General features: G+C 66.1%; 15 protein-coding genes. 6 read left to right on the top strand and 9 right to left on the bottom strand.

The window, feature by feature from the left end; translation table 11 throughout:
• Positions 1 to 54: 54 nt before the first annotated feature.
• From CAG31_RS25255 to CAG31_RS25240, 4 genes are all read left to right on the top strand, one after another.
• Positions 55 to 2,169: a cytochrome-c peroxidase gene (locus tag CAG31_RS25255; protein WP_085586328.1), complete on the top strand. Its 2,115-nt coding sequence runs from the start codon at positions 55 to 57 to the stop codon at positions 2,167 to 2,169.
• A gap of 209 nt (positions 2,170 to 2,378) precedes the next feature.
• Complete coding sequence (locus CAG31_RS25250; protein WP_085586326.1) at positions 2,379 to 3,668, top strand: GGDEF domain-containing protein; 1,290 nt, start codon at positions 2,379 to 2,381, stop codon at positions 3,666 to 3,668.
• Between the two features lie 91 nt (positions 3,669 to 3,759).
• Entirely contained in the window at positions 3,760 to 5,556 is a 1,797-nt protein-coding gene (locus CAG31_RS25245) for an acyl-CoA dehydrogenase C-terminal domain-containing protein (RefSeq protein ID WP_085586323.1), read from the top strand.
• Between the two features lie 232 nt (positions 5,557 to 5,788).
• Positions 5,789 to 7,567, top strand: a complete 1,779-nt coding sequence (locus CAG31_RS25240; protein ID WP_085586321.1) for an acyl-CoA dehydrogenase C-terminal domain-containing protein — start codon at positions 5,789 to 5,791, stop codon at positions 7,565 to 7,567.
• Positions 7,568 to 7,823: 256 nt separating this feature from the next.
• Here CAG31_RS25240 and CAG31_RS25235 read toward each other — a convergent pair whose 3' ends face one another.
• Positions 7,824 to 8,723: a LysR family transcriptional regulator gene (locus tag CAG31_RS25235; protein ID WP_085586319.1), complete on the bottom strand. Its 900-nt coding sequence runs from the start codon at positions 8,721 to 8,723 to the stop codon at positions 7,824 to 7,826.
• A gap of 169 nt (positions 8,724 to 8,892) precedes the next feature.
• Between CAG31_RS25235 and CAG31_RS25230 the strand changes: the two genes are divergently transcribed.
• Entirely contained in the window at positions 8,893 to 10,170 is a 1,278-nt protein-coding gene (locus CAG31_RS25230) for an aspartate aminotransferase family protein (protein ID WP_085586317.1), read from the top strand.
• Positions 10,171 to 10,354: 184 nt separating this feature from the next.
• Positions 10,355 to 10,513 (top strand): YqaE/Pmp3 family membrane protein, encoded by a 159-nt coding sequence (locus tag CAG31_RS25225; protein ID WP_065259115.1) that lies wholly within the window; start codon positions 10,355 to 10,357, stop codon positions 10,511 to 10,513.
• A gap of 48 nt (positions 10,514 to 10,561) precedes the next feature.
• On the opposite strand, the gene CAG31_RS25220 is transcribed toward CAG31_RS25225, so the two are convergent.
• From CAG31_RS25220 to CAG31_RS25185, 8 genes are all read right to left on the bottom strand, one after another.
• Positions 10,562 to 12,370: a S9 family peptidase gene (locus tag CAG31_RS25220; protein WP_085586315.1), complete on the bottom strand. Its 1,809-nt coding sequence runs from the start codon at positions 12,368 to 12,370 to the stop codon at positions 10,562 to 10,564.
• Positions 12,336 to 13,508 (bottom strand): pyrroloquinoline quinone biosynthesis protein PqqE, encoded by a 1,173-nt coding sequence (pqqE, locus tag CAG31_RS25215; protein WP_085586313.1) that lies wholly within the window; start codon positions 13,506 to 13,508, stop codon positions 12,336 to 12,338. Before pqqE ends, CAG31_RS25220 begins: the two co-directional genes overlap by 35 nt.
• Positions 13,480 to 13,755 carry a pyrroloquinoline quinone biosynthesis peptide chaperone PqqD gene (pqqD, locus tag CAG31_RS25210; RefSeq protein WP_085586311.1) on the bottom strand — a complete coding sequence of 92 codons (276 nt, stop codon included), beginning with the start codon at positions 13,753 to 13,755 and terminating at the stop codon, positions 13,480 to 13,482. The genes pqqE and pqqD overlap by 29 nt, the downstream gene beginning before the upstream one ends.
• Positions 13,752 to 14,504 carry a pyrroloquinoline-quinone synthase PqqC gene (gene pqqC / locus CAG31_RS25205; RefSeq protein ID WP_085586309.1) on the bottom strand — a complete coding sequence of 251 codons (753 nt, stop codon included), beginning with the start codon at positions 14,502 to 14,504 and terminating at the stop codon, positions 13,752 to 13,754. The genes pqqD and pqqC overlap by 4 nt, the downstream gene beginning before the upstream one ends.
• Positions 14,505 to 14,638: 134 nt before the next feature.
• Positions 14,639 to 15,550, bottom strand: coding sequence for a pyrroloquinoline quinone biosynthesis protein PqqB (gene pqqB, locus CAG31_RS25200; RefSeq protein WP_085586306.1), 912 nt, complete (start codon positions 15,548 to 15,550; stop codon positions 14,639 to 14,641).
• 84 nt (positions 15,551 to 15,634) lie between these two features.
• The gene (gene pqqA / locus CAG31_RS25195; RefSeq protein ID WP_003422658.1) at positions 15,635 to 15,709 is read right to left on the bottom strand and encodes a pyrroloquinoline quinone precursor peptide PqqA; all 75 of its coding nucleotides are present in this window, start codon (positions 15,707 to 15,709) and stop codon (positions 15,635 to 15,637) included.
• A 164-nt stretch (positions 15,710 to 15,873) separates the two neighbouring features.
• Positions 15,874 to 18,300, bottom strand: a complete 2,427-nt coding sequence (gene pqqF, locus CAG31_RS25190; RefSeq protein WP_085586304.1) for a pyrroloquinoline quinone biosynthesis protein PqqF — start codon at positions 18,298 to 18,300, stop codon at positions 15,874 to 15,876.
• Between the two features lie 48 nt (positions 18,301 to 18,348).
• A complete protein-coding gene (locus CAG31_RS25185) occupies positions 18,349 to 19,143 on the bottom strand; it encodes a carbon-nitrogen hydrolase family protein (RefSeq protein ID WP_085586302.1) in 795 nt (264 codons plus the stop codon).
• Positions 19,144 to 19,153 lie beyond the last annotated feature (10 nt).

The following is a 19,153-nucleotide window of genomic DNA, read 5'->3' as shown; positions in this document are numbered from 1 at the left end:
GCTCATAGAAGCATCACGCCCGGCCACTTGAACACAACCGTCAGGGTGAAGCCTATGAACATCAGTCGACCCGTTCGTTTGACCTTCTGGATCCCGTTCGCGCTGTGCGCCCACGGCGCCATGGCCGCCGATCCGGCGGAAGTGGATCCGCCGGTTCCGGAAGTCCCCAGCCTGCAATCCCTGCGCGGCATGCTGCCGCCGGATCCTTCGGGCACTGAGGGCGGACGTAAGGTCGACCTGATGACCGACTACGTGCTCAACCGCCAGGCGGCGATCCTGCTGGGCAAGGCGCTGTTCTGGGACATGGAGATCGGCAGCGACGGCGCCACCGCCTGCGCTTCGTGCCATTACCACGCGGGCGTCGACCACCGCATCACCAACCAGCTCAACCCCGGCCAGGCGCACACCGACCCCAACGTCGCGTCGATCTTCAACAAGCCGTTCGTGGCCTCCAACATTCCGGGGGACGTGGCGTCCTACGCCACCCTGTCCGGCGGCAAGGGCGGCCCGAACTACACGCTGAAGAAAACCGACTTTCCGACCCATGTGCTGAGCAATCCCCTGGAGCGCAACTCGCCCATCGTGTATTCGACGGACGACGTGGTCGGCTCCCAGGGCGTGTTCGACGCCAACTTCGTCAAGCCCAACCAGGCGCGGTTCGACAAGTGCACCCAGCAGCCGGACGGCATCTTCCAGATCGGCGGCGTCAACGTGCGCCGCAGCACCGGGCGCAACGCGCCGTCGGTGATCAACGCGGCCTTCAACGTGCGCAACTTCTGGGACGGCCGGGCCAACAACGTGTTCAACGGCTTCTCGCCGTTCGGCAACCGCGACCCGGACGCGGGCATCTACGTCACCGCCGGCAGCAGCGGCGTGGCGCAGAAAGTGAGGCTGGCGCTCAACGACGCGTCCGCCGCCTCCCAGGCCGTGGGCCCGCCCGGCAGTGCGGTGGAGATGTCCTGCGGCGGCCGCACCTTCGCCGACATCGGCCGGCGCATGCTCGACACGCTGATGCTCAAGCAGCAGCGGATCTCGTCCACCGACTCGGTGCTGGCGCCGGTGTCCGGCGCGCGCCGTCCGACCTACCGCGAGCTGATCAAGAACGCCTTCCAGCCGCGCCTGTGGAACGCCACGCAGAACGTGTTGGTGGGTGGTGCGCCGTATACGCAGATGGAGGCCAACTTTCCGCTGTTCTTCGGGTTGGCGATCCAGATGTACGAAGCCACGCTGGTGTCCGATCAGGCGCCGATCGACGCCTACCTGCAAGGCGACACGACGGCGATGAACGCCCAGCAGGTCGAAGGCATGAACCTGTTCCTCGGCAAGGGCAAATGCGTCAACTGCCACGGCGGCCCCGAGTTGACCAACGCCGCCAGCCGCCTGCTGATGCACCCGCGTGAACGCATCGAGCGGATGGTGATGGCGGACAACCTGACCACCCTCTACGACAACGGCTTCTACAACACCGGCGTGCGGCCGACGGCGGAAGACCTGGCCTTGGGCGGATCGGACGCGTGGGGCAATCCTTGGTCGTTCACCCGCCAGTACAACACCGTGCTGCAGGGCGGGCAGATTCCCGACCCGCTGAATGTCGATGTGTGCACCTTCGAGGCGCCGCTCAGCGCCGCGATCCCGTGCGACGCCACGCTCAAGCCGAACGTCGGTTTCCGCGATTCGGTCGACGGCGCCTTCAAGACGCCGACCCTGCGCAACATCGCGCTCACCGGGCCGTACTTCCACAACGGCAGCCGCGCGACGCTCAAGCAAGTGATGGAGTTCTACAACCGCGGCGGCGACCGGCGCGGCGAGGACGCCAACAACACCAGCGGTTTCGAGCACCCGGCGGTGAACCAGCACAACACCTCCAACCTCGACCCGGACATGACCGCGCTGAACCTGACGCCGGACGAGGTCGACGCGCTGGTGAAATTCATGGAAGTGGCCCTGACCGACCCGCGCGTCGCCTGGGAGCGGGCGCCGTTCGATCATCCGTCGCTGGTGCTCCCGCAGGGCCACGTCGGTGACGTGAACGCCGTGACCCAGCGGCCCGCCAGTCCGAAGGTGACGACCCGCCAGGCGGCGGACGCGACGATCAGCCTCAAGCCCTACGGCGCCGAAGGCCGGCGGCCGGAAGAAGGGCCGTTGCTGCCGTTCTACAACGATCTGTGAGGGAGATTGGCCAGCATGGCCACCAGGAATGGTGGCCATGCTGGCCCGCACGTCCGGCCGTTGTAAAAAACCTGAGTCCTGCGCTCAGAAATCGAGGGTTTCGGCCGTTAAAGAGACTGGCTGTGATGTGGATCACATTGTGTGTGCCCATCAGTCCACATTGCAGGCACAATGATATCTCTTTGCTATGACGGGTCGGAGCTTTACCCTTGCCGCGTTCTTCTGCTGTACGTTTCAGTCATTTCCTACCTTCACTGCTGTTGTTGCTCGCGGGGTTGGCGGCTGCGTACGTCAAAGACCTCAACGTGTTCTTCACTTCGCTGTTCAACGTGCTGCCGACCCTGGTGCTGTTGCTGGGCGGTTCGTACTGTGCGGTCTACCGTCGCCAGCGCGAACTGTTCCTGATGGTCACCGTGTACATCGCCTACTTTCTGCTCGACACCCAGACCGACTATTACCGCGACAACGGCCGGGTGCGCGAGGACGCGGCGGTGGTGTTCCATCTGGTCTGCCTGCTGCTGCCGCTGCTGTTCGGCCTGTTCGCCGCCTGGCAGGAGCGCACTCACCTGTTCCAGGACATGGTGGCGCGGTTCGCCGTGCTGCTTGCCTTCGGCAGCGTGGCGTTGGGCCTGGAGCAGAGTTATCCCCAGGCGCTGCTGATGTGGCTGTCGGAAATCCGCTGGCCGGCGCTGCACGGCGCGTGGATGAGCCTGATCCAGCTGTCGTACCCGGTGTTCCTGTCGGCCTTCCTGCTGCTGGCCTGGCAGTACTGGCGCAACCCGCGTCCGCTGCACGCCGCGCAGCTGGTGGGGTTGCTGGGCGTGTTCTGGATGTTGCCCAAGACCTTCATCCTGCCGTTCACCCTGAACATCATGTGCAGCCAGGTGATGCTGATGATCGCCGCCGCCGTTGCGCACGAGGCGTACCAGATGGCGTTCCGCGACGAGCTGACCGGCCTGCCCGGGCGCCGTGCGCTGAACGAGCGGATGCAGCGCCTGGGCCGCAACTATGTGCTGGCGATGACCGACGTCGACCACTTCAAGAAATTCAACGACACCCATGGCCACGACGTGGGCGACCAGGTGCTGCGGCTGGTGGCCAGCAAACTGTCGAAAGTCACCGGCGGCGGCCGGGCCTACCGCTACGGCGGCGAGGAGTTCGCCGTGGTGTTCGCCGGCAAGACCCTGGAGGAATGCCTGCCGCACCTGGAGCTCATCCGCGAGGCGATCGCCTCCTACAACATCCAGTTGCGCAACCAGGAGAACCGCCCCCAGGACGACCACCAGGGGCGTCAGCGCCGCGGCGGTTCCGGGGCGTCCAGCGTGTCGGTCACGATCAGCATCGGGGCGGCCGAACGCCTGGAGCAGCGTACGCCGGAAGAGGTGCTCAAATCCGCCGACCAGGCGCTCTACAGCGCCAAGGGCGCTGGGCGCAACTGCGTGATGGCGTTCGGGCAGATCCGCCGCGGCGCGGTGCGCACGGAGAATGCTGCGGGCTGACTGATGACGGCGCATTCAGCGCCTGTACATTGATTGTGGGGGCAGGGCGGCCGGCGGTAGGTTGAGGGCAAACCGCTGAAGGAGAAGCACCATGCCCGAGTACAAGGCCCCCTTGCGCGACATGCGCTTTCTGATCGACCACGTCTTCGGTTTCCATGCCCACTACGCGGCCCTCGGCGCCCACGACGCCAGCCCGGACATGGTGCATGCGATCCTCGAAGAGGGTGCGAAATTCTGTGAGAACGTGCTGGCGCCGCTCAACCGCAGCGGCGACGAAGAAGGCTGCCGTTTCGACAACGGAACGGTGACGACGCCCACAGGGTTCAAGCAAGCGTTCGCGCAGTACGTCGAAGGCGGCTGGCACGGGCTGGCGGCGGATCCGGCCTACGGCGGCCAGGGCCTGCCGAGCTCGCTGGGGCTGGCGGTCAGCGAGATGGTCGCCTCCAGCAACACCTCCTGGGGCATGTACCCGGGCCTGACCCACGGCGCCATGTCGGCGATCCACGCCCACGGCAGCGACGCACAGAAACAGACCTACCTGAACCCGCTCACCGCCGGCCGCTGGACCGGCACCATGTGCTTGACCGAAGCCCACTGCGGCACGGACCTGGGCCTGATCAAGACCCGCGCCGTGCCCCAGGCCGACGGCAGTTACGCGGTCACCGGCAGCAAGATCTTCATCTCCGCCGGCGAGCACGACATGAGCGCCAACATCATCCATCTGGTGCTGGCCAAGCTGCCGGACGCGCCGGCCGGCACCAAGGGCATTTCGCTGTTCATCGTGCCCAAGTTCCTGCCTGATGCGGCGGGGGAGGCGGGCGAGCGCAACGGTGTGACCTGCGGCTCCATCGAACACAAGATGGGCATCAAGGGGTCGGCCACCTGCGTGATGAACTTCGACGGGGCCAAAGGCTTTCTGATCGGCGAGCCGAACAAGGGCCTGAACTGCATGTTCACCATGATGAACCACGCGCGGCTCGGCACCGGCATGCAAGGCCTGTGTCTGGGAGAGGCGAGCTTCCAAGGCGCGGTCCGCTACGCCAACGACCGCTTGCAGATGCGCTCGCTGACCGGCGCCAAGGCACCGGACAGGCCGGCCGACCCGATCATCGTCCACCCGGACGTGCGGCGGATGCTGCTGACCATGAAAGCCTTCAACGAAGGCAACCGCGCCTTGACCTACTTCACCGCGCAGATGCTCGACATCGCCCACCTGAGCCGGGACGAGGCCGCCCGCCGCGAGGCAGAGGACCTGTTGGCGTTCCTCACGCCGATCTGCAAGGCGTTCATGACCGAGACCGGGCTGGAGGTGACCAACCACGGCATGCAGGTGTTCGGCGGCCACGGCTTCATCCGCGAATGGGGCATGGAGCAACTGGTGCGGGACTGCCGGATCGCGCCGATCTACGAAGGCACCAACGGCATCCAGGCGCTGGACCTGCTCGGGCGCAAGGTGCTCGGCAGCCAGGGCAAGCTGCTGCGCGGATTCACCCGGATCGTGCACAAGTTCTGTCAAGCGCACGCCGGCCATGCGCAGTTGGGCGGGTTCGTTGCGCAGCTCGATCAGCTCAACCGACAGTGGGGCGAATTGACTCTGCTGGTCGGCGGCGCGGCGATGAAGAACCCGGACGAGGTGGGTGCCGCGTCGGTGGACTATCTGATGTACAGCGGCTACATCGTCCTGGCTTACCTGTGGCTGCGCATGGCCCAGGTGGCCCAGGCGCAACTGGAGGCGGGCGAGGGCGACGGCGATTTCTGCCGGGGCAAGCTGGCCACCTGCGAGTTCTATTTCAAGCGCCTGCTGCCGCGCACCGCCGCTCATCGGGCTGCGGTCGAGGCGGGCAGCGATTGCCTGATGAAGCTGCCGGCGGAGCTGTTCTCGCTCTGACATCTCCTGTGGTTTGCTCCCGCTCGAGTGCGCAGCGCTGACTTTGGGTCGGCTGCGCTGTCGGCGGGAGCAAGCGCCCTCGCCACAAGGCCTTCACGTGCGGAATGCGGTGACCAAAAATTACATAATGGTCATCTGTTGACCCTATGTGTCGCAAAAGTTGTTGATGTACACTCCGGCTCAACGAAACCACCACTCCACGAATCACCTGTTTAGATCTGCGAGGTTTGCCATGGCTGACTACAAAGCGCCGCTGCGCGATATGCGCTTCGTCCTCAATGAAGTGTTCGAGGTCGCCAAGCTCTGGGCCGAACTGCCGGCGCTGGCCGAGACCGTCGACGCCGAGACCGTCGAAGCGATTCTCGAAGAGGCCGGCAAGGTCACCAGCAAAAGCATCGCGCCCCTGAGCCGGGCCGCCGACGAAGAAGGCTGCCGTTGGGCCGACGGTGCCGTCACCACGCCGGCCGGTTTCCCGCAGGCTTATCAGACCTACGCCGAAGGCGGCTGGGTCGGCGTCGGCGGCGATCCGGCCTACGGCGGCATGGGCATGCCCAAGGCCGTGTCGGCCCAGGTCGAGGAAATGGTCAACTCCGCCAGCCTGGCGTTCGGCCTGTACCCGATGCTGACCGCCGGCGCCTGCCTGTCGATCAACGCCCACGCCAGCGAAGAGCTGAAGGCCGCGTACCTGCCGAACATGTACGCCGGGGTCTGGGCCGGTTCCATGTGCCTGACCGAGCCGCACGCCGGCACGGACCTGGGCATCATCCGCACCAAGGCCGAGCCTCAGGCCGACGGCACCTACAAGGTCAGCGGCACCAAGATCTTCATCACCGGCGGCGAGCACGACCTGACCGAGAACATCATCCACCTGGTGCTGGCCAAGCTGCCGGACGCGCCGGCGGGCCCGAAAGGCATCTCGCTGTTCCTGGTGCCGAAGTTCCTGGTCAACGCCGACGGCAGCCTGGGCGCCCGCAATCCGGCCACCTGCGGCTCGATCGAGCACAAGATGGGCATCCAGGCCTCCGCCACCTGCGTGATGAACTTCGACGAAGCCGAAGGCTATCTGGTCGGCGAGCCGAACAAGGGCCTGGCCGCGATGTTCACCATGATGAACTACGAGCGTCTGGGCGTGGGCATCCAGGGCCTGGCCACCGGCGAGCGCTCCTACCAGAACGCCCTCGAATACGCCCGTGACCGCCTGCAGAGCCGTGCGCCGACCGGCGCGCAGAACAAGGACAAGGTCGCCGACCCGATCATCGTCCACCCGGACGTGCGCCGCATGCTGTTGACCATGAAGGCCTCGAACGAAGGCGGCCGTGCGTTCTCCACCTATGTGGCGATGCAACTGGACACCGCCAAGTTCAGCGAAGACGCCGCGACCCGCAAGCGCGCGGAAGACCTGGTGGCGCTGCTGACCCCGGTGGCCAAGGCGTTCCTCACCGACCTGGGCCTTGAGACCACCGTCCATGGCCAGCAGGTCTTCGGCGGCCATGGCTACATCCGCGAGTGGGGCCAGGAGCAACTGGTGCGTGACGTGCGCATCACCCAGATCTACGAAGGCACCAACGGCATCCAGGCGCTGGATCTGGTGGGGCGCAAGATCGTCGGCAGCGGCGGTGCGTTCTACAAGCTGTTCGCCGATGAGATGCGCCACTTCACCGCGACCGCCGACGCCGGTCTCGCCGAGTTCACCCAGCCGCTGAACGCGGCGGTCGATGTCCTCGACGAACTGACCGCCTGGCTGCTGGACCGCGCGAAGACCAACCCGAACGAAATCGGCGCGGCTTCGGTCGAGTACCTGCAAGCGTTCGGCTACGCCGCCTACGCCTACATGTGGGCACTGATGGCCAAGGCCGCGCTGGGCAAAGAGGCGCAGGACGATTTCTACGCGAGCAAGCTCGGCACCGCCCGGTTCTACTTCGCCCGCCTGCTGCCGCGGATCCACTCGCTGAGCGCTTCGGTGAAGGCCGGCAGCGAGTCGCTGTACCTGCTGGACGCGGCGCAGTTCTGAGTCAGCCACGTCATGTAAGCTTTCGCTTACATGACGTGCCGCTTTTCTCCCCTATGCGCAGATTGGATCCAGAGCTAATCTTCTTTCCATGGACGTCGCGCAGGAAGCGCAAAGCAACAACACGGACACGTAGGATTCTGCCAGGGTGGCGGAGTGAAATGGATGTCAGGGAAACAGTCTGCAAAGCCCCGCTTCGGCGGGGTTTTCTTATGCCCGCAGAAAAGTTTCCACCCCTCGCCTCAAGGCCTTTCGCGGACTACAGCGGATCGGCCTCACGCTGCATCACCTCTTCCAGCAAGGTTCGCAGCAAGCTCATCGAAGCCTGCTGGCGTTGCACGTCGCGACACACCAGCCCCACCGTCAGCGGCACCCGCGGTTCGCTGAGCGGCTTCCACAGCAGGCCCTGATCGTCGTACTCCTGCTGCGAACGGCCGGGCAGCACCGTCGCCAGCCGCGTGTGGTGCAGGCTGTCGAGAATCCCCACCATGTTGTTCAGTTCCGCCTGCACGTGCGGGCGCCGCCCGAGCCGGGTCAGTTGCGCCTGCCAGATCTGGCGGATCTGGAACTCTTCCCCCAGCAGCAACATCGGCAGTTCGGCGGCCTGGCTCATCGAGACTTTCTTGAATTCCCGCAACGGGTGATCCGCCGGGATGACCAGCGTGAGTTCATCTTCGTACAGCTTCACGCCATGCAACCCGGGCTGGCGCGGCGGCAAGTAGCTGATGCCGATGTCCAGCGAGCCGTTGAGCAGGCGCCGTTCGATCTCCAGCCCCGTCAGCTCATAGATCTGCACCACCAGATGGGGCTGGGCCTTGCGCACCCGTTCGAGCATCTGCGGCACCAGGCTGGTGTGCACGGTCTGCAGCACGCCGATGGCCAGGGTGCGCAGAGCCTGGCCCTTGAAGTTGCCCAGGGCTTCCCGGGCCCGCTGCAGGCCGTCGAGCAACGGCAGGGCGTGGTTGTACAGGGTGTGGGCGGCGAGGGTGGGCAGCAGGCGTTTGCTGCTGCGCTCGAACAGGGTGACGTCGAGGTGCTGTTCAAGCTGGCGGATCTGCTGGGACAGGGCCGGCTGGGAGATCGACAGCCGCTCGGCCGCCCGCCCGACATGACCTTCCTCGTAGACCGCGACGAAATAGCGCAGTTGTTTGAAATCCATAAGCGTTACTTATCGAAAATGCTGGTAAATCGAAATGGCCCGACGCCGGGAACCGGCCTAGTCTAACCGCATTCACAGGGCTTGCAGGGCCGGAAAGGGCAATGACCAGCGTTTGTTTCAACCGAGTTTGCATAGGCAGTTCAAAAAACCTCAAACGAGGTTTTTTCCAATGACGCTGTTCGGATTGCGGCGTCCGGCGCCGAGCCTCGATGACCTGGCTTTCGAAGCCGGGCAAACCGATGCCGGCGACGGCGTGGAGCGCCTGATGTCCGGCGTCGAGCGCCCGCAGCAGGTATTCGTGCGCGGCCAAGGCTCGTGGCTGTGGGACAGCAACGACCGCGCGTACCTGGACTTTTCTCAGGCCGGCGGCGCCAACAGCCTCGGCCACAGCCCTTCGGCCCTGGTCAAGGCCATCGCCGGCCAGGCCCAGGCCTTGATCAACCCCGGCTTCAACCTGCTCAACCGCGGCATGCTCAGCCTCGCCGAGCGCCTGTGCGCCGGCACCGCCAGCGATCAGGCCTACCTGCTCAACAGCGGCAGCGAAGCCTGCGAGGCGGCGATCAAGCTGGCGCGCAAATGGGGGCAGCGGCACCGCGGCGGCGCCTCGCGGATCATCGTGGCCCGCCAGGGTTGCCACGGCCGCAGCCTGGCGACGATCTCGGCCTCGGACAGCGCCAACCTGACCAACCGTTTCGCGCCGCTGCTGCCGGGTTTCGACCAAGTGCCGTTCAACGACCTGCCGGCCTTGCATGCGGCGGTGGACGCGCAGACCGTGGCGATCATGCTTGAGCCGATCCAGAGCGATGCCGGGGTGATCCCGGCCAGCGAGCATTACCTCAAGGGCGTCGAGCGCCTGTGCCGCGAACTGGGCATCCTGCTGATCCTCGATGAGGTGCAGACCGGCATCGGCCGCTGCGGCACGTTGCTCGCGGAGCAAACCTTCGGCGTGCGCGCCGACATCGTCGTGCTCGGCAAGGGGCTCGGCGGCGGTGTGCCGCTGGCGGCGCTGCTGGCGCGGGGCACCGCGTGCTGTTTCGACGCCGGCGAGCTGGGCGGCACCCATCACGGCAATGCGCTGATGACCGCCGCCGGCCTGGTGGTGCTCGACAGCGTGCAGGTCCGCGCCTTTCTTCAGCACGTGAACGACAACGGCCAGCATCTGCGAGAAGGCCTGGCCCGGTTGGCCCATCGATACGGGCACGGCGAATTGCGCGGTCAGGGCCTGTTCTGGGGGCTGAGCCTGTCGGACGACTCGGCGGATGCTGTGGTCAAAGCCGCGCTGCATGAAGGCCTGCTGCTCAACGCGCCGCAACCGGACTGCCTGCGCTTCACCCCGGCGTTGACGGTCAGCCAGGCCAACATCGACGAGATGCTGGTTCGCCTGGCGCGGGCCTTCTCCCGGGTGCGCACCGCGCAGGTGCAATGCCGCAAAGGGATTGCCGTCTGAGCTGACGTTTCCCACCCGAATTCAAGAACCGTCTCGCGGTATAACGCACGCCTCACGCCTGATTCTTTTCGCGTGGGGCGTTTTTTTGTGCCGTGAGCGGCGATTGCACTGAACCCCTGACCCGGCGTGCAGGTCGATTGGCTTGTACGGCTTGAGCCGACCCCATCCCGAACAGGAGCTGCCCATGGACTTCATCCGCATCATCATCGCCATCATCCTGCCGCCGCTGGGGGTGTTCCTTCAGGTCGGATTCGGCGGCGCGTTCTGGCTGAACATTCTGCTGACGTTGTGCGGGTACATTCCGGGGATCGTGCATGCGGTGTACATCATCGCCAAGCGTTGAGCGCTACGGCGTCTGACTGACCCCATCGCGAGCCTGCCCGCGATGGGGTCAGTCCATCGAATCCATCACCCGCCGATAGAACGCCCACTCTTGCTCCAGCGCATGGGCCTGGTTCGCGGCGCGGCGGAAGCCGTGGCGCTCATCGGCGTAATAGTGCGCCTCGACCGGAATGCCGTTGCGCTCAAGCGCCGCCACCATGTCGCGGGTCTGCTGCGGCACCACGACCGCATCCAGTTCGCCCTGAAAGAAAATCACCGGCACACCGATGTTGCCCGCATGCAGCAGGGGCGTGCGGGCGGCATAGCGTTCGGCGTCCCGCTGCGGATCGCCGATCAGCCAGTCCAGGTAATCGCCCTCGAACTTGTGGGTCGCCCGGCCCAGCGCCAGCGGATCGCTGACTCCGTACAGGCTGGCGCCGGCGCGGAACACCCGGTGGAACGCCAGGGCGCACAAGGTGGTGTAGCCGCCGGCGCTGCCGCCTCGGATAAAGGCGCGTTCGCCGTCGATCATGCCGCGTCCGGACAGATGCGCCACCACCGCGCAGGCGTCCTCGACGTCCACCTCGCCCCAGTTCAGGTGCAGGGCCTGCCGATATTCACGGCCGTAACCGCTGCTGCCCCGGTAGTTGAGGTCGGCGACGGCGAAGCCGCGTTGCGCCCAGTACTGGATGCGCGGATCGAGGATCGGGTAGCAGGCTGACGTCGGGCCGCCGTGGATGAACACCACCAACGGCGGCCGTGCGTCGCCGTTGGTGGCCGGATAGAAGAAACCGTGGGCCTCCCCGCCGCCGCTGGGGTAGCGCAGGGTCTGCGGTCGGCTGATGCGTTCGGCGGGCAGCGGCGCAGCGCCGCCGGCCAGTACCGTTACCTCGTGCGAGGTCCGGTCGATGGCGATGACCGCCGACGGGCTCACGGGGGAGGCGGCGATGGCGTAGATGAAACGCTCATCCAGCGCGAGATGACGGAAGCGGCTGTAAGCGCCGGTGAAGTCTTCGCCGGCGAGTGCCAAACGACCGAAGCCGCCTTCGCTCCAACTGGCCAGAAACGTCTCGCCCTGCGGCAGCCACGTGCAGCCGCCCATCTGCCAGGGCGCCGGGGCGTGGTCGGCCTCGGCGCTGGCCAATGGCTGCAGGCCGTCTGCGGACTCGACCCATGGCTGCCAATGCCCGCCACGGTCGGTCAGGCACCCCAGCCGTCCGTCAGCATCGAAGCGCGGTTGCTGGACCGACTCTTCTGGCCCGTCCCCGGCGATGCATCGTGCCGCGCCAACTCCCTGCGCCGTGCGTTCGGCCACCATCAACCGGGTCGACGTCCAAGGCTGATGCGGCCGGCTCCATTCGATCCAGGCCAGACGCCGGCCGTCGGGGCTCACGACCGGAGCGGCGTAGAAGTCCGCGCCTTCGGCCAGCACCTTTCGGTGGCCGTCAGCCAGACCGACGGACACCAAGCGGTGCCGGTCGCGCTGTTCTTCGACCGCCAGCACCTGGCCACCGTAGAAACCCAGGTCGCCATAGCGGCACTCGCCGGAGGTCAGCGCCTCGGGCGCCCCTTCCGGCGTTTGGCGGTAAAGCTGCTGATCCGCCTCGTTGACGAACACCACCCCGTCATCCGTCAGGCAGAACGCCCCGCCGCCGTATTCGTACACGCGGCTGCGCACGCTGAACCCGGGCGGGGTCAGGCATCGGGCCTGCCCGTCCCGCCAGTGCCAGATCCGGCATGCGGCGTCTTGGGGACGGTATTCGTTCCAGAACAGGCCAAGGGCGCCCAGTTGCAGTTCGGCGAAATCCACCCCGGCGGTGACGGCGGCGGTGGCGCTGAACGGTTCAGCCCTTGGCGATGAGGCGCGAGTTTCGTTCATTGCGAAAGGCCAGTTGATCGATGGTCTGGGTGGCGTGCTCGGCCTCTTCGCGGGCGGCCAGGATCACGCCGTGGTGTTCGGACTTGCTGCACACCGGGTCGGCGTTGCTCGCATCGCCGGTGAGCATGAAGGCCTGGCAGCGGCAGCCGCCGAAGTCCTGTTCCTTCTCGTCGCAGGAGCGGCACGGCTCGGGCATCCAGTCGTAGCCGCGAAAGCGGTTGAAGCCGAACGAGTCGTACCAGATGTGCTGCATGCTGTGGTCGCGCACGTTGGGGAACTGCACCGGCAACTGCCGGGCGCCGTGGCAGGGCAGGGCCGTGCCGTCCGGAGTGACCGTCAGGAACAGGCTGCCCCAGCCGTTCATGCAGGCCTTGGGGCGTTCTTCGTAGTAGTCCGGGGTGACGAAGATCAGCTTGCACGGATGCCCTTCGGCCTCCAGTTTGGCGCGGTACTCGTTGGTGATGCGCTCGGCGCGCACCAGTTGCTCGCGGGTCGGCAGCAGGCCGACGCGGTTGAGCTGCGCCCAACCGTAGAACTGGCAGGTGGCGAGCTCGACGAAATCCGCCTCCAGCGCCAGGCACAGCTCGATGATGCGGTCGATCTTGTCGATGTTGTGCCGGTGGGTGACGAAGTTGAGCACCATCGGATAGCCATGGGCCTTGACCGCCCGGGCCATCTCCAGCTTCTGGGCGAAGGCCTTCTTCGAGCCGGCCAGCAGGTTGTTCACCTGCTCGTCGCTGGCCTGGAAGCTGATCTGGATGTGGTCGAGGCCGGCTTTCTTGAAGTCACTGATCTTCTGCTCGGTGAGGCCGATGCCCGAGGTGATCAGGTTGGTGTAGAAGCCCAGCTTGCGCGCCTCGCCGATCAGTTCGGCGAGGTCCTGGCGCACCAGCGGTTCGCCCCCGGAAAAGCCCAGTTGCGCCGCGCCCATCTCCCGCGCCTCGCGGAACACCTTGAGCCACTGTTCGGTGCTCAGTTCCTGGCCCTGCTGCGCGAAGTCCAGCGGGTTGGAGCAGTACGGGCATTGCAGCGGGCAGCGGTAGGTCAGCTCGGCGAGCAGCCACAGCGGCAGGCCGACCTCGGGTTTGGGCGGCACCTGCACCGACGGTTCAGGCAAGGGTGATCCAGTGCTCTGCACGGGCGACCTCCATGAATTGCTCGATGTCGTCACCGAGCTCCAGCACGCCGGGGAACTGCAGCGCGAGGGTGTCGATGATCGCGGCGACATCCCGCTCGCCGTCGATCAGGCCGCCGATCAGCGCGGCGCTGTCGTTGAGCTTGATCATGCCCTCGGGGTACAGCAGCACGTGGCCTTTCTGCGCCGGTTCGTACTGGAAACGGTAGCCGGGGCGCCACTGCGGGATCAGGCTGCGGTCGAAGCTCATAGGGTGATTCCTTTATGCCAGACCCGTTCTCCGGTCACGCTGTGATACGGCGGGCGGTTCAGTTCGTAGGCCATGCTCATGGCGTCGAGCATGCTCCAAAGGATGTCCAGTTTGAACTGGAGAATCTCCAGCATGCGCTCCTGGCCCTCGCGGGTCTTGTAGTGCTCCAGGGTGATCGCCAGGCCGTGCTCCACGTCCCGGCGCGCCTGGCCCAGGCGGGTGCGGAAGTATTCGTAGCCGGCCGGGTCGATCCACGGGTAATGCTGGGGCCAGCTGTCGAGGCGCGACTGGTGGATCTGCGGCGCGAACAGCTCGGTCAGCGAGCTGCTGGCGGCTTCCTGCCAACTGGCGCGGCGGGCGAAGTTGACGTAGGCGTCGACCGCGAAGCGCACGCCGGGCAGCACCAGTTCCTGGGAACGCAGTTGATCCGGGTCGAGGCCGACCGCCTGGCCCAGGCGCAGCCAGGCCTCGATGCCGCCGTCTTCGCCGGGCGCGCCGTCGTGGTCGAGCAGGCGCTGGATCCACTCGCGGCGGATTTCGCGGTCCGGACAGTTGGCCAGGATCGCCGCGTCCTTCAGGGGAATGTTCACCTGATAGTAGAAGCGGTTGGCGACCCAGCCCTGGATCTGCTCACGGGTGGCCCGGCCTTCATACATCGCCACGTGGTACGGGTGATGGATGTGGTAGTAGGCGCCCTTGGCGCGCAGCGCCGCCTCGAATTCGGCGGGGGACATCGGGGTGTCGGTCATGTCGGTTCTCCGGGAACAACCGTTGGATTCTTGGGTGCCGGTCAGGACGCCTTCGCCGGTCAGCCAGCTGCCACAGGTTTTGTGTGTATCACGGAACCTTGTGGGAGCTGGCTGGCCAGCGATGATGCCATCAACTAGAGCACCAGGCTCATGCCGTCATAGGCCACTTCGACCTCACGCCGCGCCAGCTCCGCCCGCTCCGGCGAATCCTCGTCGAGGATCGGGTTGGTGTTGTTGATGTGGATGAGCACCTTGCGCTGCTTAGGCAATTGCTCCAGCACTTCGAGCATGCCGCCGGGGCCGTTCTGGGCCAGGTGGCCCATCTCGCGGCCGGTGCGGGTGCCGACGCCGCGGCGCTGCATCTCATCGTCGTCCCACAGCGTGCCGTCCACCAGCACGCAGTCGCTGCCGGCCATGATCGCCAGCAGCGGCGCATCGACCTTGCCCAGCCCCGGAGCGTAGAACAGCTTGCCGCCGGTGTTCAGGTCTTCAACGATCAGGCCGATATTGTCGCCCGGGTGCGGGTCGAAGCGGTGCGGCGAATACGGCGGCGCGGCGCTGCGCAGGGGCAGCGGGGTGAAGCGCAGGTTCGGGCAGGCGGCGATGGTGAAGCTCTGGTCGAGCTCGATGCGGTTCCAGTCCAGGCCGCCGTTCCAGTGCTTGAGCATGTTGAACAGCGGGAAACCGGTGCTCAGGTCTTCGTGGACCATGTCCGTGCACCAGACCTGATGCGGGCAACCTTCGCGCAGGCTGAGCAGGCCGGTGGTGTGGTCGATCTGGCTGTCCATCAGGATGATCGCGCCGATGCCGGTGTCGCGCAGGGCCCGGCCCGGCTGCATCGGGGCGAAGCCCTGGAGCTGGGCGCGGATGTCCGGCGAGGCGTTGCACAGCACCCAGTTCACGCCGTCATCGGAGATCGCGATGGACGATTGGGTGCGGGCCCGGGCGTTCAGGCTGCCGTCGCGAAAGCCGGCGCAGTTGACGCAGTTGCAGTTCCACTGCGGAAAACCGCCGCCGGCGGCCGAACCCAGAATCTGGACAAACATGAGCGCTCCATCATTTCAACGCGGATAACAAAACGCCCCGGCGGGCCGAGGCGTTGCACTGCTGTGTTCTGCCTGGGGCAGGACTCAGCGGCTGGCGAAGTACATGGTGACTTCGAAGCCGATGCGCAGGTCGGTGTAGGCCGGTTTGGTCCAGGACATAAGGTGACTCCTCAATGGTTTCGGGTGGTTGAGACAGCGCTATCCATAGGTATAGTCCACGGCAGCGCGATGACGTTCAAAATAGTTAGGCGGCTATGTTACTCAAAATTTCAGAGGCTTTGCCCGTGAATCTGCGAGAAAGCTCATTGCAGCTCAGGTAATGATCATTTTGCCGTTCGCCACGGCGCACCCGGCGAAGGGCTGTCGGCCAGGCAGCGCCAGCCGCCTTCGGCGCTGATCAGGCGCTGCGCTGCGGCGGTCAGGGCCACGCGATCCGTCTCGCCGATGGCGCAGGCCAACTGCGCCAGATAATCCGACGGATGGCCGGCCAGCCTGGCCTGCCACAGCAGTTCGGCGGCGTCCTTCAGGGCGAGGCCGTTGACGTCGAACTGATCGGCCAGCGCCTGGCGCTGTTGCCGGAACGCTTGATCGTCAAGGCTTTCGGTAAGCGCCGCAAGCGCGTCCATGAACTGCCGGATGTGTTCGAGCAACCCGGCAGGCGCAACGCTCGGCGACTGCACGCCGAACAGCAGCCCGGTCTGGCCGTGCACCGAGCGGATCCCGCTGAACACCGCATAACCCAATTGCAGCTCGACCCGCAGGCGTTGGTAGAACGGCGTCTGGCCAATGTGGGCCAGCAGGCGCCAGGCTGCTTCGTCGTCGAGTCCGTGGCGGGCGGCCGGGCAGAACAGCAGCAGCGCATGCTCGCTGGACGCGGTATCGATGTGAGTCCAGAGCCGTTCGCCGTTGATCGCCGGCTGCGGCGGCAATTGATTGTCCGCGGTGCCCGGAATGCGGCTCAGGGCCAGGCCCATGGCCGACTGGATCCTGGCGTTGAGGCCGAGGGCCAGACCGTCCCAGCGCGCCGTTGTCCACAGGTGCGCGGCGTCGTCAGCGCTGCCGACGGATTCCAGGCCTTGCTCCGGCAACGCCTTGAGCAACTGGCGGATCGGCATCAATGGCCTCTCCGGTTCGGCCGGCGGGGCATCGCCGTCCGTTTGCGTCAGCGTTTGCAGCGCAGATTCGAGGACCGCCGGCATCGGCTCCTGCAGGCCGGTGAGTTTCAGCAGCCATTGATTCCCCGTTGTCGCGAAGGTCAGCTCGACCCCGGCCTGACGCGCGTCCTCGCCCACGTCTTGCAGAGCCCGTTGCAGCCTCGCCGGCAGCCCTTCGGCCGGGGCCGATGCGAGCACCCAGCGCACAAACACCGCGCCTTCTTCGCCGGTATCCGGCAAGGCCTGGCTGAACTGCATCGCCGAGCGTTCCCGGCGGCTGCGCGAGCGATCCTGGGCAAAGGTGCGCAGGCCGCGGTGGGCGCTGGTCTGGCCGCGGATCAGGTTAGCGTTGGCCAGCGGCGGCGCTTCACGCAAGAACGGATTGGCGGCGGGCAGGTGCCAACGGTCGCTGAAGTTATCCACAACGCCGAGCTGGCGCAGGATCTGCCCGAGCGCAGCGGCGCCGGCATCGGACAGGCCGCTTTCCGATTGCTCGCTGTCCGCCCGTGCCGATTGCAGCGCGCCGCTGACCTGTTGCCGGCGTTGCAGCAGCGTCGCGTATTCCTGGCGCAATGCCGGCCAGTCCCGCTGCGCGGCAAAGAAGCTCAACCAGTCGTGCAGCGTTTCGACGAGGCTTTCGGCGTCAGCGGCGGGGGCGCTGAACTGCACATGCAGCAAGGCTTGCCCGCCGAAGCGGTACAGCGGCTCGGCCTTCAGGCCTTGCGCCAGTCCCTGATGGCGCAGGTGGGCGAGCAGCCCGCCGGGTTTGGCGCTGTTCAACCAATGGCAGAGGAACGCCATCGCTTCGGCGGATTCGTCCGGCAGATCCTCAAGAGCGAACAACTGGTGAAGCACTCCTTCACCGACCTGTTGATAACTTTTCGCCGAGCCAGCCACCAAGGGTACGGGAGGCGTTTGCGCAACCTTATCCCCAACCGGCAGCGCCGCGTCGAACTGCCGGGCCAGTGCCTGCAATGCGTCGAGGCTCTGGGGGCCGACCAGGCTCAGGGTCATCTGGCCGGTGCGATAGAACCGCTGATGGAAGGCCTTCAACGCCTGCTGAAATTCCGCCTGTGGCACCGGCAGGCTGTCCCGATTGCCGGCATGGAAGCCGCGCAGCGGATGGTCGGCCGCCAGACCTGCATACAGCGCCTGTTGCTGCTGGGCTGCCGCATCCTGCGACCAGGCGACGAATTCCGCGTGCAGCACTTCCCGTTCGCGCAACTGATCGTCCGGATTCATGCGGGGATGGGCGAGCATGTCCGACAGACGCTCAAGCCCATCGCTGAAGGACGCGGTCGGTAGCTCAATGAAAAAGTCCGTGGTGCGTTCGCGGGTGCTGGCGTTCACCTGGCCGCCGTGGCGCTGCACGTAGGCCATCAGCCCTTGCTGCGCGGGAAAGCGCTCGGTGCCGAGAAACAGCAGATGCTCCAGGAAATGCGCCATGCCCGGCCATGCCAACGGCACGTCATGGCTGCCGGCGGCCACCCGCAGCACGGCGGCGCTGCGCGTCAGGCCGGGCACGTGGCGCAGGGTCACGCGCAAGCCGCTGGCCAGGGTTTCGGTGTGGGGGCGGGAATGAGTCGGCGCAGGCATGGGCACTTCCAGAACGGTGAGGTGCCCATGCTAGCGGATTACGCAGGGTCAGCGTTTGTTCAGTGCGTCGTACAGCTCGGGGCGGCGGTCGGTGAAGTAGCGGTTGGCGGCGCGTGAATCGGCCATCAGGCGCCGGTCCAGTTCGCCGACGATCAAGGCTTCGTCCAGACCGGCCTGGGCGATGCGGCTGCCGTCGGGCGCGGCGATGCTGCTCTGGCCGCAGTAATGGATGTCGCCTTCGTGGCCGCAGTAATTGGCGTAGGCCACGTAGCACTGGTTTTCGAAGGCGCGGGAGCGGACGGTGACGTCGGCGATGAAGTCGTACGGCACCATGTTCGCCGTCGGCACCAGGATCAGCTCGGCGCCTTGCAGGGCCAGGCGCCGGGCGTTCTCCGGGAACTCCACGTCGTAGCAGATCAGGAAACCGAGCTTCCAGCCGTTGAGCTCGACGATGGGAAACTCATCTTCGCCGGGGCTGAACATCGACCGGTCGAGATCGCCGAACAGGTGCGTCTTGCGGTAGTTGCACAGGCGTTCGCCCTGGGCGTCGATCAACTGCACGGCGTTGTAGATCTGCCCGTCGGCGGTGCGCTCCGGATAGCCGTATAGGATCGCCAGGCCGGCGGCCTTGGCGATCCGTCCGATCTGTTGCGCCCATTCGCCGTTGTAGACCTCGGCCAGCGTGCCGACCGCTTCCTGGCCGATGTTGTAACCGGTCATGAACATCTCCGGCAGCACCAGCAGGTCGGCGCCCTTGGCCTCCATCGCCACTCGCTGGAGGCGCTGCAGGTTCGCGGCCGGTTCCAGGGGCAGCGGCGGACATTGGTAAAGGGCTACACGCATCGGGGGTTCC

The sequence above is a fragment of the Pseudomonas sp. R25(2017) genome, from assembly GCF_002112565.1.
In the GTDB taxonomy this organism is placed as follows: domain Bacteria; phylum Pseudomonadota; class Gammaproteobacteria; order Pseudomonadales; family Pseudomonadaceae; genus Aquipseudomonas; species Aquipseudomonas ekonensis.
Note: the sequence above shows the minus strand (reverse complement) of the source record. Positions and strands in the feature narration are given on the sequence as shown.

What these genes read in the sequence shown, in the direction of transcription:
- CAG31_RS25185 (WP_085586302.1), bottom strand. Translation starts at nt 19,143, where the DNA reads ATGCGTGTAGCCCTTTACCAATGTCCGCCGCTGCCCCTGGAACCGGCC.
- pqqC (WP_085586309.1), bottom strand. Translation starts at nt 14,504, where the DNA reads ATGACCGACACCCCGATGTCCCCCGCCGAATTCGAGGCGGCGCTGCGC.
- pqqF (WP_085586304.1), bottom strand. Translation starts at nt 18,300, where the DNA reads ATGCCTGCGCCGACTCATTCCCGCCCCCACACCGAAACCCTGGCCAGC.
- CAG31_RS25255 (WP_085586328.1), top strand. Translation starts at nt 55, where the DNA reads ATGAACATCAGTCGACCCGTTCGTTTGACCTTCTGGATCCCGTTCGCG.
- pqqB (WP_085586306.1), bottom strand. Translation starts at nt 15,550, where the DNA reads ATGTTTGTCCAGATTCTGGGTTCGGCCGCCGGCGGCGGTTTTCCGCAG.
- CAG31_RS25225 (WP_065259115.1), top strand. Translation starts at nt 10,355, where the DNA reads ATGGACTTCATCCGCATCATCATCGCCATCATCCTGCCGCCGCTGGGG.
- CAG31_RS25230 (WP_085586317.1), top strand. Translation starts at nt 8,893, where the DNA reads ATGACGCTGTTCGGATTGCGGCGTCCGGCGCCGAGCCTCGATGACCTG.
- CAG31_RS25240 (WP_085586321.1), top strand. Translation starts at nt 5,789, where the DNA reads ATGGCTGACTACAAAGCGCCGCTGCGCGATATGCGCTTCGTCCTCAAT.
- CAG31_RS25220 (WP_085586315.1), bottom strand. Translation starts at nt 12,370, where the DNA reads ATGAACGAAACTCGCGCCTCATCGCCAAGGGCTGAACCGTTCAGCGCC.
- CAG31_RS25235 (WP_085586319.1), bottom strand. Translation starts at nt 8,723, where the DNA reads ATGGATTTCAAACAACTGCGCTATTTCGTCGCGGTCTACGAGGAAGGT.
- CAG31_RS25245 (WP_085586323.1), top strand. Translation starts at nt 3,760, where the DNA reads ATGCCCGAGTACAAGGCCCCCTTGCGCGACATGCGCTTTCTGATCGAC.
- pqqD (WP_085586311.1), bottom strand. Translation starts at nt 13,755, where the DNA reads ATGAGCTTCGACCGCAGCCTGATCCCGCAGTGGCGCCCCGGCTACCGT.